11 protein-coding genes and 1 pseudogene are annotated in these 14,116 nt (G+C 54.2%); 4 read left to right on the plus strand and 8 right to left on the minus strand.

What is annotated here, in order from left to right; translation table 11 throughout:
* Nucleotides 1-138 precede the first annotated feature (138 nt).
* Together HMPREF0908_RS02835 and HMPREF0908_RS02840 are read right to left on the minus strand one after the other, a co-directional pair.
* Entirely contained in the window at nt 139-2,241 is a 2,103-nt protein-coding gene (locus tag HMPREF0908_RS02835; protein ID WP_006689925.1) for a methyl-accepting chemotaxis protein, read from the minus strand.
* 45 nt (nt 2,242-2,286) lie between these two features.
* On the minus strand, nt 2,287-3,645 hold the full coding sequence (locus HMPREF0908_RS02840; RefSeq protein WP_006689926.1) for an amino acid permease: 1,359 nt from the start codon (nt 3,643-3,645) through the stop codon (nt 2,287-2,289).
* Between the two features lie 141 nt (nt 3,646-3,786).
* On the opposite strand from HMPREF0908_RS02840, the gene HMPREF0908_RS02845 reads away from it, so the two are divergent.
* Together HMPREF0908_RS02845 and HMPREF0908_RS02850 are read left to right on the plus strand one after the other, a co-directional pair.
* Complete coding sequence (locus tag HMPREF0908_RS02845; RefSeq protein ID WP_006689927.1) at nt 3,787-4,413, plus strand: polysaccharide deacetylase family protein; 627 nt, start codon at nt 3,787-3,789, stop codon at nt 4,411-4,413.
* Nucleotides 4,410-5,066, plus strand: coding sequence for an IMPACT family protein (locus HMPREF0908_RS02850; RefSeq protein ID WP_006689928.1), 657 nt, complete (start codon nt 4,410-4,412; stop codon nt 5,064-5,066). The genes HMPREF0908_RS02845 and HMPREF0908_RS02850 overlap by 4 nt, the downstream gene beginning before the upstream one ends.
* Before the next feature lie 57 nt (nt 5,067-5,123).
* Here the strand turns inward: HMPREF0908_RS02850 and HMPREF0908_RS02855 are convergent, their stop codons facing one another.
* A complete protein-coding gene (locus HMPREF0908_RS02855) occupies nt 5,124-5,804 on the minus strand; it encodes a Crp/Fnr family transcriptional regulator (protein WP_006689929.1) in 681 nt (226 codons plus the stop codon).
* 143 nt (nt 5,805-5,947) lie between these two features.
* Between HMPREF0908_RS02855 and HMPREF0908_RS02860 the strand changes: the two genes are divergently transcribed.
* Both HMPREF0908_RS02860 and HMPREF0908_RS02865 read left to right on the plus strand, forming a co-directional pair.
* Nucleotides 5,948-7,297: an MFS transporter gene (locus HMPREF0908_RS02860; protein ID WP_006689930.1), complete on the plus strand. Its 1,350-nt coding sequence runs from the start codon at nt 5,948-5,950 to the stop codon at nt 7,295-7,297.
* Nucleotides 7,298-7,472: 175 nt separating this feature from the next.
* Nucleotides 7,473-8,777, plus strand: coding sequence for a threonine/serine exporter family protein (locus tag HMPREF0908_RS02865; RefSeq protein WP_040572361.1), 1,305 nt, complete (start codon nt 7,473-7,475; stop codon nt 8,775-8,777).
* Between the two features lie 65 nt (nt 8,778-8,842).
* Here HMPREF0908_RS02865 and HMPREF0908_RS02870 read toward each other — a convergent pair whose 3' ends face one another.
* The 5 genes and pseudogenes from HMPREF0908_RS02870 to HMPREF0908_RS02890 form a co-directional block, all read right to left on the minus strand.
* The gene (locus HMPREF0908_RS02870) at nt 8,843-9,442 is read right to left on the minus strand and encodes a cytidylate kinase-like family protein (protein WP_232294908.1); all 600 of its coding nucleotides are present in this window, start codon (nt 9,440-9,442) and stop codon (nt 8,843-8,845) included.
* Between the two features lie 125 nt (nt 9,443-9,567).
* Nucleotides 9,568-10,548, minus strand: coding sequence for a dipeptidase (locus tag HMPREF0908_RS02875; RefSeq protein ID WP_006689932.1), 981 nt, complete (start codon nt 10,546-10,548; stop codon nt 9,568-9,570).
* Nucleotides 10,549-10,560: 12 nt separating this feature from the next.
* Nucleotides 10,561-11,775, minus strand: coding sequence for a DUF819 family protein (locus HMPREF0908_RS02880; RefSeq protein ID WP_006689933.1), 1,215 nt, complete (start codon nt 11,773-11,775; stop codon nt 10,561-10,563).
* A 103-nt stretch (nt 11,776-11,878) separates the two neighbouring features.
* Nucleotides 11,879-12,984, minus strand: a pseudogene (gene alr, locus HMPREF0908_RS02885) (alanine racemase).
* The coding region (locus HMPREF0908_RS02890; protein WP_006689936.1) for a YkvI family membrane protein at nt 12,953-14,116 on the minus strand (1,164 nt) is incomplete at its 5' end. The gene HMPREF0908_RS02890 and the pseudogene alr, both read right to left, overlap by 32 nt.

Below are 14,116 nucleotides of genomic sequence, written 5' to 3' on the forward strand. Positions count from 1 at the left end.
AAATACCAATATCCATAGATTTCATTTCATTATACTTCATGCAGGCGGAAAGCGTCAATGCCTGAGCCTGCGACAAATAATACGAAAAAGCCGCCGTGTGAAGCATTCCACTTCGCCCAGCAGCCAAAATCCCATCATTTATCGAATGGAGCGAATCACTGCATCAAGTTCCTCAAGGCGTTTCGCCAGCGACGTTCCAAGCGCCGCCGCCTGTTCCAAAGAGTCGCTTGACTCTCGGATCGCGCCGACACCGCTCGCGAGACTGCTCTTCATATCCGTGACGTGCCCGTCAAACCCCTGCTCAAAGTCCTCTACTTTCGTATCAAACTCCTGATTCTGCGCGAGCATCTGATCGATCTCATTCACATCATGCAGAAGCTCACGGATCGCCTCATCAGACGCCTCAAGCCGCTCCCGTGTATTCTCAGAGAGCTTACGCACCTCCCCTGCGACAACGGCGAACCCGCGCCCCATCTCACCCGCGCGCGCTGCCTCGATCGCAGCGTTAAGCGCGAGCAGATTGATTTGCGCAGAGATCTCCGTAATCATGTGCATGACCTGCTCAATCTTCTTCGTGCTCTCAGTCAGATGCTCCAGTTTCGGTGTAATCGAAGCATTTCGTGCGAGCAGTTCCTTCGTCATGTCACCCTGATCGCCGATGCCGTCACTCATCTGATTGACGAGCCCGGAAACGCTCTCAACACTTTTCGTCACATGTTCCATGACATCTGAGAGTCCCGCCATCTGCCTGCGATAGCCATCGAACTCCTGAATGATACCCTCACGCAAGTTGGCAATGATCGTGCGACGATTGATCTCATGTTCGAGATATGATTTCTGATACAGCGCATACTTCGACGGGAATCGGTCCATGTATCCGTCATTGAACGTCCCGCCTGAGAGTTGATAGAAGAAAATTGCCGTCAGTGTCTCATTGACGTGCAGCCCCGCAATTTCCCCAAATGCCGAGAACCCTGCAATTGGCATCCCATCAAAGAGATCCGCGCCGGCGAGTTCCCCCGCAAAGGTCAGGCGGCGCAGAATACAGTCGTTCAGCACTGCGCCGATCGGCGTCGGCTTCCCTTTTGCAAACGCCGCATATTCCTCTTTCAGCTTTGGGATGAAGTTCTCCCGCCGCATGAGGTAGATCTCCTCCCCCGCCGTAATATCACAGTAAAAATGGAACCGCTTTTTCGCCGCATCAAACTTCTGCAGTGAACGAATGAAATGCTGCTTGCCGACGCGCGAGGCAAAGGTGTAACCCGCAAGTGCATCGGTGAGTGCATTCACGTCGGAGACATGAAGATGCTCCATCAGCACGTCAGCAAAGGGCACAGGATGCCCCTGTTCATCGGCAACGGTGTCCACCGTGCGGAACGTCGTATCCGACCCGATGACCGTCCATTTCTCCCCCGTCTCCGCCGCCGCCTGCGTCTTAAAGACAGAGTAACGATAGTCGTCGGCGAGCTTCACGACAAGAACCACGGCATGGTTCTCGAGCACCTGCCTGCCATTGTAGATATAGGTGTGGGAGAAGTCGAGCGCACCGCTCGCGCTCCCACCAATGTAAGGGCATGGCAGGAACTCACTGTCATAGAGCGCCTTCAGCACGAACGACTCACATGCCGTCACACCGTCCACATAGACAAAGGCAAAGGTATTGTCAAAGCGCACAGGGAACGGGACGCGTTCAGCACGCACATCGGCGGCAATCTTCTCTACGCGCTCAGCAGGGGTCAGCTCCGCCGTGCCGCGCCGAATGTCCTCGTTATGCAGAGGAATCGTCATCATGTGGGTCTGTGCAATCATGCGCTTGCTGTAGACCTGCAGGAGTACCATCGCACGGCCGTCCTTCGCGTCCATATAGTAGGAGCGCGTCCCCGGCGTATGCGTCAGCTCCCCGCACGAGGAGACGAGCAGGATCTGCGCATTGGGAGGCGATGCCGTCTGTACCGTCCGTGCAATCTCCGCCATAGGGAGATCGGACGAGACAAAGCCGAGCACGATGGCAGGTCCGCCCGGCACATCGTAGAGTTCGCGCAAGCGCTCTGCTGTCAGCTCATTGCGCGAAAGATAGGCGGACTTCATATCCCCTGCACCGACACTGCCAAGAGCGGCAAAGGGTACCCGTACCTTTCCCGCCTCATCCTTCTTTACGACACTTGCAGGAATTGGTTTTGCTGCAATGCGGTCAGCAAGGGAAACCTCCGCTTCTTTCTTTTTTTCAAAAAGTCCAAACATTATATTCCTCCCTATGAATGAAAAGCACCCTATCGATTAAGTATATCACACGGAATCCCGTCTCCGCAAGAATCGGTAAAGAAGCATGGGAACGACAAGCATGGGAACACCCAGATAGAGTGCAGAGCGAAGCTCCGGTGTAAACACCATAAAAAGGAGGCAGAGTACCTGCGCCCAAATACCAAAAAGCGGTACATATGGAAAGAACGGCATCCGATAGCGCAGAAGTGACACCATGCCTGCCGCCTCGAGTCTGCGCCGCCGCCGATATTGACTCCAGCAGATCGAGATCCACGCAACTGCACCCGAAAATCCTGAGAGTGCAAGCAGATACGTGTAGAGTGCCGCATCAGGGTGGACAGCATAGAGCGCGATCACGCCCCAGCAAAAGGCGATCGAGGCATAGATGGCACGCGAGGGAATCCCCTTGCAGCTGAGCCCGCCGAGCGCACGCGGTGCCATCCCCATCGTCGCGAGTGCGTGCACCGTGCGTGCCGCACCGTAGAGCCCCGAGTTGGAGCAGGAAAGCGCCGCCGTCAGCACGACGAACGAGAACAGAGCCCCCAGATGTGAGAATCCATGCTCGGCAAGCGCCGCCGCAAAAACACTCTTGGAGAGAGACGCGTGATCCCACGGGAGAATCGAGACAAGCAGCGTAATGGGGATGATGTAGAGTGCAATGATACGCCATGTTACATTGCGCACCGCCGTTGGGATGCTGCGTGCAGGGTCGGCGGTCTCCCCTGCCGCAAGGCCGATGATCTCCGTGCCCTGAAAGTTCACGAGGATAATGACCATCGTCAGCACAATGCTCCCCCATCCATGCGGAGCAAAACCGCCGCTGCCAAGGAGGATGCGTGTTCCAATACAGCCCTCGTTCCCAATGAGCCCAAGGCAGATAAGAAAGGCAACCCCACTGAACGCCACAAGGGCAATGATCTTGACCAGGGCGAGCCAGAACTCGCTTTCCCCGAATTTATCGACACGAAACAGATTCAAAAGAGTAACCATGAGGCCAAAGAACACAGCCCACCAGATCGTCCCGACCTCGGGCAGAAATGTGTTCATGATAATGCCGGCAGCGATCATCTCCGACGGCACGTAGGACACCCACGTCATCCAGTAGGACCAGCCGACACCACACGCCCATGTTGCCGAGATGTTCTCACGCGCATAGACAACGAACGAACCGGAGAGCGGCTGTTCCACTGCCAGCTCGGCAAGACAAAGCATCACGGCGAGCACAATGATGCCGCCCAGCAGATAGGAAATCACCGCTGCGGGCCCCGCCTGCTCGAGAACGTAACCCGTACCCAAAAAATATCCGCTTCCGATCACACCGCCGAGAGAGATGAGCTGAAGATGCCGATGCTTCAGCTTCCGTTTCATTGTCGATTCGCCCATGGGCTTCGTAACACGACCTTTCTTTCCATCGATAAAACATCTTCATCATACTACAAGAGTATGTAGATTACTATCATTTATTTGACAAAGTCGTAAAATTTTATTATCATCTGATTAACGGATAAAGGAGGAGCTATTATTATGAAATTCAGAGCCTTTCTGATTGCCCTTGCGCTCATCGTTGGCATCGCCGGAACCTCATCCGCCGCCATCAGTGAACATCGGGAATCAACGCAGAACCTATCCCTTGCCTACCCTGTTGTCACGCTTGATGACAGTGCCGTTGCCGACCGCATCAATACCGATATCCAGGCATTTGCGGCCAATTTCCGTACGCAGTATCAGAGCGGAGCATTCTTCCGTGGAGAACTTGGCTACCGCGTGCACCTCGATGATGCCAACTTCATCTCGGTGACCTTTACCGACCTCCGCTATGACCTGCATGCCAACCAGCCTGTACGTCACGACTATGGCTTTGTTTACTACAAGAAGACGGGACAGCGTCTGCCGCTCTCCTTCTTTGTGCACCTCACACCGTCCGATCTCGACGGTGAGGCGGTAAACGGGCATCTCTACAATGAGTACGGACGCAACACGCCGATTCAGCCCGAGAAATCCGTCCGTCAGATCCCGACGAACTACTTTCTCGGCGGACGCGGCTTCGTCTGCCCCATCTTCCAGCCGGGCGAGCTGACTGCCAGCACGGGGCCTACCTATGTTCTGCTCGATGCGGGCATCGTCGAGTACTTCAACCGCAAAAATAAATGAGCAGCGATCGTGACTATACGACCATTGCAGGGGAGATACCGGAAAACGGTGTCTCCCCTGTTTCGTATGAGATCCAGCGCTCCTGCTTTCTCGCCTACGTCACCCACGCCGCAGATGAGGAACAGGTACGCACATGGCTTGCTGCGCTGAAAAAGGAACACTACGACGCACGTCATACCCCCTATGCCATGGTGTTTGGCGCAGCTGCTGATCGGCAGCGCTCGAGCGACGACGGCGAGCCGGGCGGCACGGCCGGCAGCCCCATCCTCGATGCGATCAAAGGGCGCGGCATCACGGACGCCGCCGTTGCCGTCGTCCGCTACTTCGGCGGGATCAAGCTCGGCGCGGGCGGGCTCATCCGCGCCTATGCACACGCGGCAGGTCTTGGGCTCGATGCAGCGCCGAAAGTACATATGACCCGCCTCACAATGCTGTCCGTCACAATAGACTACGGGCTGCTCGCTGCAGTCGAGCGCTATGTGCGGGATGCAGAGCTGCAGAAGGGAGAGACATCCTATACGGATGTCGTCACCCTTCCCCTCTTTGTTCCGCCCGATGACATTGCACGGCACAAAGCGGCGCTGGCCGACTGCACGGCAGGGTGCGCCGTGTATCAAGAGTGCGGTACGAAGTATGTAGGAATACCTTGCTGACGTAAAATCCCCGCAAAAAAGGGCTGCGGCACATTCATTTCGTGCAGCAGCCTTTATTCACTCAATATTACAAATCTCCACACCGCAGTTCTCGCAGTGGATTGTTTTTTTCAGATAGTCAATATCCTTAATCAGGATCAGGTGCCCACGCATATCGATCACGCCGCTTTTTCTGAGTTCAGCAAGCATCCGATTGAGACTCTCACGTGCTGATGCAGAATAATTCGCAAGTTCCTGATTGGTAAGCGGCACGGAGATCAGAACTCCCTCATCCGTCTCCATCCCATAGCTGTTTGCCAGACGTATCAAGGTCGAACAGAGCGCGCCCTTCTTGCCGTAGAGCACGAGATCACGGAACTTAAGATGCTGCTTGCGCATGTGCATCCCGATGAGCTTCAGCAGAGCAACCGCGAGAGGCGGATTCTTTTCGAGATACGCCTCCAGTACGGGGAACTCAATTGCATAGACCTCGGCGGCACTGCGCGCAATCGCACTGAAGAGATAGGTCGGCTTCTCCTCGTAGATCGGCAGTTCCCCGACGAGACTTCCTGTTGTCGCCAGCCGCAGCGCAAGCACACGCCCTGATGCGCCGTATTTGACAACAAAGATATGTCCCGAGCGCACAATATAGAAATAGTGCGCCGGTGCACCCTCACGATAGAGAAACGCCCCATCGTGCAGCGAAACCACCTTGCCCGGAATCGATGCAAGTTCTTGAATGAGCGCCTCCTTATCCACTCCGTTCCCCCCCTTCTGTGATACGAAGTAACATTATAATTTATCCTATCGAAAAAACAGAAAAGTTCATGTGATATTCGTCACATACAAGGTAATTTTTTTTCACTATAATTTCATTTATTAATACGATATATAAGGGAGAGATGGAAATGGAAAATAAGGACATTCTCGCCGTCCTTGGCGAGAATCCAACACGCCGAGAAATTCTCGAGCATTGGGACCCTGAAAATGAGGTGTTCTGGAAACGCTGGGGCGAACGCATCGCCAAGCAGAACCTCTATACTTCCACATGGGCGCTGACCCTCGCCTTCGTTGCGTGGACAATGTGGGCGACAATCGCCGCCCAGCTCAACCACATTGGCTTTCACTTTACGGACAATGAGATCTTTACCCTCGCAGCCCTACCGGGGCTTGTCGGGGCGACGGGGCGTCTCGTTTACACCTATCTCCCCGCCATGCTCGGCGGACGCAATTGGACGCTGATCTCGACTGCGCTGCTCCTCATCCCGCTCATTGGTCTGGGGAATGCACTCACAGACACCGCGACGACCTATGACACCTTCGTCCTTCTCGTCGCGGGCATCGGCATCGCAGGCGCAAACTTCTCATCCTCGATGGCGAACATCGGCTTCTTCTTCCCGAAGTCGCAGAAAGGGCTTGCTCTCGGCATCAACGCCGGCATTGGCAACCTCGGTGTCTCGCTCATCTACTTGACCGCCCCCATGCTCCTCGGCATGAGCTTTGGAGGACTCTTCGGCGCACCGCTCCTCAATGAGGCGGGCAAAGAGATCTACATTCAGAATGTCTGCTACTTCTGGGCGATTCCGACCGCTCTGACCCTGATCCTCGTCTGGATGTTCATGGACAACCTGCCCATCCCAAAGCAGAGTCCGCGCAGCATGATGTCCATCTTTGGCAATAAACATACGTGGCTCATTACCGTGATCTACACCTGTGGCTTCGGTTCGTTCATCGGCTACTCTGCTGCGCTTGCACTTCTCGTCAATCGCGAGTTCCCCGAGGTTTCCTTTGCCTATGCGGGGTTCCTCGGACCGTTCATCGGTGCGGGCGTGCGCCCCATCGGCGGTTGGGTAGCAGACAAGGTCAACAGCGGCTCGCAGGTCACATTCTACTCGCTGCTCCTCATGCTTATCGCCTGTATTGCCACCGTTATGGGTATTCAGGCACATAACTTTGCGCTCTTCTTTGGCGCGTTCCTTGTGCTCTTCTTCTCGACCGGCTTCATCAACGCCGCATCCTTCCGCATGATCCCGTTTGTCTTTGACAGTCCTGTACACGCCTCACTCGTCACAGGCTTCACGGCGGCGATCGCGGCGTACGGCGCATTCCTCATCCCGAAGATCTTTGGCTGGGCATACGGAACACAGGGCAGCGTTATTCCTGCATTCTACATTCTCATCGCCTTCACTGTTCTGACCATCATCATCACATGGTTCTTCTACGCACGCAAGGGCTCAGGCATCAAGTGCTGAGTGATCTTTGACGCACATACTGACCGCCATTTTTGGCGGTCCTTTTTTTGCCCTCGCCTCTCCCATGCATCAGTATTTTACGCAGCCAAAGTCTATGTTATAATAGCGTCATCAAAGAGAAATAGGGAAACAAGGAAGGGAGTATCCTACTGTGGGGCGCAAAGAAATTCGAAATATGGCGGACGATGACAACAAGACACTCAACTACAAAATGAAGCTCCTGCTGGACATTGGACAGGCGCTGATGGAGAACGGTGCCGACTGTGCACGCGTCATCCGCGATATGAAACGCGCGGCAGTCCACCTGCGCATCCCTGCTGAAAACATCCAATCCCACATTACCTACACAACGCTTATGCTGAACGTCTGCGACGACGAACGCTCCTTTACGCAGTTCCGCAAGTGCATGAAACACGGCGTGAACCTCGCCGTTCTCGCCGCCGTGAGCAAACTTACCTGGCGCATCCTGCGCGGCAACACGCCCATCGCTGCCACCGAGAACGCCATCGCACGCATCCGTGCACGTGCACTCTGCTACCCGCATTGGGGCATCGCGCTCGGAGCTGCCGTCGGCTCGGGCGGCTCGTGCAAGCTGTTCGGCGGGAGCTGGGAAGAGTCTCTCGTCGCCACCATTGCGGCACTCATGGGCTTCATCGCACATCGCCTCAGCAACAAGTATGCTTTCAATCCCTATGCCTGTGCCATGATTACCGGATTTGTCGCCACCATATTTGCGTGGGCCATCCCCGCTGCACTTGGACTTGGTACACTGTGGTACGCGCTCGTTGCGTGCACCATCTTCCTCATGCCCGGACTGCCGTCCATCAATGCGGCAAGTGACGTACTGAACCGTTTCACCACATCGGGCATGACGCGCGCCATGGATACCATGCTTATCATCGGCGGCATGACCTTCGGCATTGCCTTTGCCATTCTCATCGCCGGTGTGGGAAACATCTCCGATGTCCATATCCAGCCCACAGATACCTACCTCAATCAGGCAATCGCGGCCGCACTTGCTGCCGGCGGATTCTCCGTCATGTTCAACACACCGAAGAGGCTGCTCGCCATCGTCGCCGTCGAAGGCATCGTCACTATGCTCATCCGCAACGTTCTCATGCTCGAATTCGGACAGCCACAGGCACTCGGCTCCTTCGTGGCGGCGGCCTTCGTCGGCATCGCGGCGCTCAAGGTCATCCATATTGTCCACACGCCAAACACCCTTCTCATCATCCCGCCAGTTATCCCGCTCATCCCCTGTGTTCTCCTCTATCGTCTCCTCTTCGCCGTCCTCCACATCCAGACCATCTCCGTCGAGGAACTGCTCGAGGCGCTGCGCTTCGGCGTCAACGGTGTCACCATCATCCTCGCCGTCGTTGTCGGCGTCTCTATCCCGAACATCTTCATCCAGCGGCGTATCGAACACCAGCAGCAGAGTGAAATCAACGAGATCATCAGAGCGCGTGCGGCAGAAAGGTGAGCATACGAAGAGGGCATGTCTCCCGCATAGGGAAAATCATGCCCTCTTTTCATATTCCGCAGGAACTATTCGCCCTGCACACGATTCACATAGTCAATGATGAGATCAACCGCCTGTTCCAGCGGAATACGGCTTGTATTGATGACAAGATCAAAATTCTGCGGATCTCCCCACTTTTTGCCCGTATAGAAGGCATAGTAGTTGCTGCGCTTCTCCTCGATCTCATTGAGCTGCTTAAGACTCATACCGCCATAATGTGTACCGGCACGCCTTGTACGGAACGCGTCATCCGCACAGATGAAAAAGGAATAGACCTCCGGCTGCCCCGCAAGAACGATCTCAGCGCATCGACCAAGGAACACCGCCCCATTTCCCTCGGCAGCAATCGAACGAATAATATGCGCCTGTTCCTTGTAGAGCGTATTATACGCGGGAACTGTGTCGAGTTGGGCTGTACTGATTGCCCCGAGGCTCGCTTTTGGCACCTCGTAGGAACGGCTCAAAACATCCTCAAGACGATCACCTGCGCCAAGGCTCTCTGCCGCCATAGCAACGACCGTGCGGTCATAACGCTTAACCCCCATCTTCTCCGAAAGGAGTCGAGAGATTTGACGGCCGCCGCTGCCGTACTGGCGACTAATGGTAATAACAGTATTCTTCTTCATGTGCATTACCTCCTCATTCTCTATACATCCTATTATAACGATTTCTTATCTCATACGCAATAAGATTATACATAATCGTCGGACAGTTCTGCGGCAACTGGAATCAGATGAACAAAGGATAGAACTCAGCCGATCACTGTCCTGACAACACGCATCATATTGCCATGGGCAATCTTTTCAAGATCTGCATCACTATACCCACGTGCACCCAGCACGGCAAACAGCGCCGGAATATCTGCTGCGCTTTCAAGCCCCTCTGTCACCACATCACTCGATGTAAAGGAATCCAGCGTATCCGACGTAAGATAATCACAGAAATCAAATCCACAGGCAATATGATCGATACCGACAAGTGCACGGATATGATCCACGTGATCGGCAAGGCACTCGACACTCGGTGCTTCGGCATCGATAAACTCCGGCCATGCATTCATTCCGATCACGCCGCCGCGCTGTGCGAGTGCCTTGATCTGATCATCCTTCAGATTGCGTGCATGGGAACAACGTGCATAGGCATTGGAATGCGAGGCAATAAACGGCTTCTCCGTGTGTTCATAGACATCCCAGAACGTCCGCTCATTGGCGTGCGACACATCAATCAGCATACCAAGTTCTTCCATCCGGGCAAGTGCTTTGACACCAAGTTCCGTAAGCCCCTTATCCTCATGGCAGGACGCACCGTGGGCGAATACGTTCACTTCGTTCCATGTCAGCATAGCGTGACGGACTCCCCACGCATAGAGGACATCCAGAAAATCCACCTGTCCACGCAGACCGCTGAGCCCCTCCATGCCAAGGAGAATGGCAAGCTTGCCCGCGGCACAGATTTGCTCAATATCAGCAGAAGAGCGTGCGAATTCCGCAATATCTGCTGCACCGCGAAGCTCGGCACAAGCAGATGACATAATCTCGATCATACGTGCCGGCGGATCCGCTGTATACGGCGGATCAATCCAGATGCAGCAGAGCATCGCACCGACACTCCCCTTATGCAGCTGCTTGATATGATACTTGCGGATGATATCCGTTTCACCAGCCTGACGGTGCAGTGTCACATTGGTAAAGAGATCAGAATGTATATCGAATGTACCGATATCACGTTTCATTGCTCCATCTCCTTATGCCCCCAACAGGCTGCCGACAATAATCCCGAGATAGGTGCCGATCACATACCCAAGTGTTCCCACAAGCATCGCAGGTCCGACCAGTGCATTCCACCCCTGAGAGATTGCCATGCCGGCTGCCGTCGTTGGACCGCCGATATTCGCGTTGGATGCGACGAGAATATCCTCCAGGGAAAAGCCGAACAGCTTTCCGCCAATCAGACAGAACAGCATGTTCACGATGACCATAATCAGGCAGAACACAAAGAGCAGCGGCGCATTCGTCAGAATCTCCATGATGGATGCGGGAACACCGATCACAAAGAAGAACATATAGATAAAGAACGTGCCGATTTCCTGCGCACCATTCATTGACGATGCCTGTTTCTCAAAGAATGTCGCAAAAATCATCGAAATCAGTGTAATCCAGACATACTGGCTGCTGAGGAATGTATTGCACATCTTCGTAAACCAGTTCACATCGGGCGAGATCAGCGTGCCGAGCGTCGCACCGATAAACTTCGATACGGTAACGACGACAACGGCATAGGTCACACACATGGCAATGTCGCGCAGAGAAATATCCTTGCGCCCCCAATACGTTGCCGCAAGTGTCTTTCCCTCATCGGATGCACCGTTCTTCTCCACATGATCAATCAGCGGATGTGTATACATACGTCTGAAAAATCCATTCCCGGCGATGCCCAAGAGAATCAGAAAGTAGATCGCCATATTGAGATTATCTGCCACAATCGTCGATGAGACCAGCGTACCGCTCACCTTAAACGCATCGGCAAGCGCGGTAAAATTCACACCGCCGCCGATATAGGAGCCGGTCATCATCGCTGCCACCTTCGGCAGTCCGTCAATCGCAGAACCAAGCAGAACACAGCCAATCAATGCACCGCAGATTGTCCCTGCCGCACCAATCAAAAAGATGATGAGCAGTCGCCCTGTCTCCCGCCAGATCTTCACGATGTTGGTCTGGAGGAGCAGCAATGGTATAGCGATTGGTACAATGTAGCCCCAGACAATATCATCGTACAGCTCCGCATGGGGCGGAATAATACTCGTATTGACCAGAACAAGTGCAAAAATCAGCGCAATCACAGCGCCTGAAATACGGGATGCCCACGCATAGGTTTGCTCCAAGTAGACCGATACCGCAACAGAGACAAGCATCACCGTCATGAGCACCCACGTATTCTCCGGGCTGACAAGCGTATTCATGAGAACACCTTCCTCCAAATGAATACAAAACAATGTTACGGGGCTGCCGCGAAAGAGATTGCAGCAGCCCCGTAATCAATAAAGATAGATGCTGTTTCGCACACTACCCTTTATACACACGCGGCACGCGTTCGGAAACAAGACAGACAACCTCATAGTTGATTGTATTTGCCCACCCCGCAATCTCATCTGCCGTCAGGCTATCCGAGCCGAAGAGCGTACAGACATCCCCCAATTTTGCCTCGGGAATATCCGTAACATCGATCATAAACTGATCCATGCAGACACGTCCTGCGATGGGCGCGCGTTTCCCGCACACCTCGACACTGCCGCCTGCATAGGCACGAATGTAGCCGTCTGCATAGCCGACGGGCAGAGTTGCGATGCGTGTCTCACGCTCTGCAATAAACTTGCGTCCATACCCGACAGACTCTCCGGGCTGAATCGTCTTGATATAGACGATTCGCGCACAGAATTTCATGCACGGACGGAGGTCAATCGGGCGCGTCACCTCATCCGAGGGCCAGAGACCATACTGGATGATGCCGGCGCGCACCATATCGAAGTGCACGTCGGGAATCTCAAGGATCGCTGCTGACTCTGCAATGTGCTTGATGGGGATATGAATGCCCGCCGCCTCAATTGCATCGCAGGCGTCCTTGAAGAGTTTGACCTGCTGTTTGGTAAACGTCTTATCCGGAATATCAGCGAGTGCAAAGTGGGAGAAGATCCCCTCAAGCTCCACATTGGGGAGTGCGGCAATCTTCTTCGCCGTCTCTGCCGCATCCTTCGGATGCACGCCGATACGCCCCATACCGGTCTCAATGGTCAGATGCACTTTCACTGTCTTGCCCTGCCGTACAGCTTCCTGCGACAGTGCTTCAACGAGATCCATGCGGCAGACCGTCTGGGTGATATCACCATCGACGACCTCACGTGCACTCTCCGGCTCCACGAGCCCAAGGATGAGGAGTGGTGCTGTAAAGCCTGCCGCCCGCAGCTTGAGTGCCTCCGAGAGCGTTGCTACCGCGAGGTAGTCCGCCCCTCATCGAGCGCAACCCGCGCTGCGGCGATCGCTCCGTGTCCGTATGCATCCGCCTTCACCACAGCACATAGCTTTGCTCTCTTTTGGATTCGGCTGCGAATCTCACGATAGTTATGGGCGAGCGCCCCTAGATCAATCTCCGCCCATGCTGCTCGATTCGGCATTTGAATCACTTCCCTTCCCGAAGAACTTCATCCGAATGAGTTTAATGGACATGAGCGCCATCACAATGAAGCCGATGTAACCATTCAGCCCATACACATAGTTGAGCATCATGTGATACGGAACGAACATGCCGAAGAAGAATCCGAGGGCGGCAAGTCCGAGAGCCCAGGTTTTATACTTCATCGTCCCTTCCTGTCCCGTACGAGCCACAGCCGTCCAAAGGAGCGGGCACGCCGTCGTATAAACGGCAATAAAGATCAGCACGCCGAAGATGGTCGTCAGACCCGGCGAAAGGCTTGCCACAACCACGAGGTTCGGGATCTGCACCTGATAGAGATCCGTGATGCGTGTCATGATCGAAAGGCCGATGATCGTATTCAGCACGACGAGAAGAATCGTCGAGAGAACATTGGCACGAAACAGTGTCTTGAAGTTCTCACGCGCACCGAGCACCGCGCTGAAGTTCGCAAGCATCAGAATACTGTAGCCTCCGTTCGACATTCCTGACATGAACCAGTTGCTGCCGACGCGTGTCATATCGAGCTGTCCCGAGGAGATCAACGCCATGTTGGGAAGCAGCGTGTCATAGTGCTGAACGAGGTGAACAAAGAGCATACCGACGATGGCAAAGAGCATCGCTGGCGTCACGCGGCCGATGATATCGACGAGTTTGCCGAGGCCAAGGGCAACGGAAAAACCGGCAAGGACGGCAACGATCGCCGCACCAACATAGACTGGCACGCCGTATTGCTGCTGCAGTGTTGCGGCACCGCCGGCAACCATAACGCAGTAAGAAAGATAGCAGAAAAATACCGTGAACCAGTCAAAGAACTTTCCAAGGAAGGTTCCATTGTAAAAGATGAATGCCTGCTTCCCGCTCGTTGCATTGTGGTCACGCCCCGCGAGAGCAAAGCCATAGTTTGCGACGATAAAGATGATCGCGATGACGACAGCCGTACCAAAGATCATATAGCCGTTCGCTGTGTAATACTGAAGGATTTCCTGTCCCGTTGCCACACCTGTCCCGATCATAAAGCCGAGATAGGATCCAGCAAGGATACAGACACGCTTCCAAGAGGTCAATTTGATCAGTCCTTTCAGTCTTTTCAGAATGGTTTTCTGTAAAAAAGG

The organism is Centipeda flueggei ATCC 43531 (assembly GCF_000160695.1).
GTDB classification, from domain to species: Bacteria; Bacillota; Negativicutes; order Selenomonadales; family Selenomonadaceae; genus Centipeda; species Centipeda flueggei.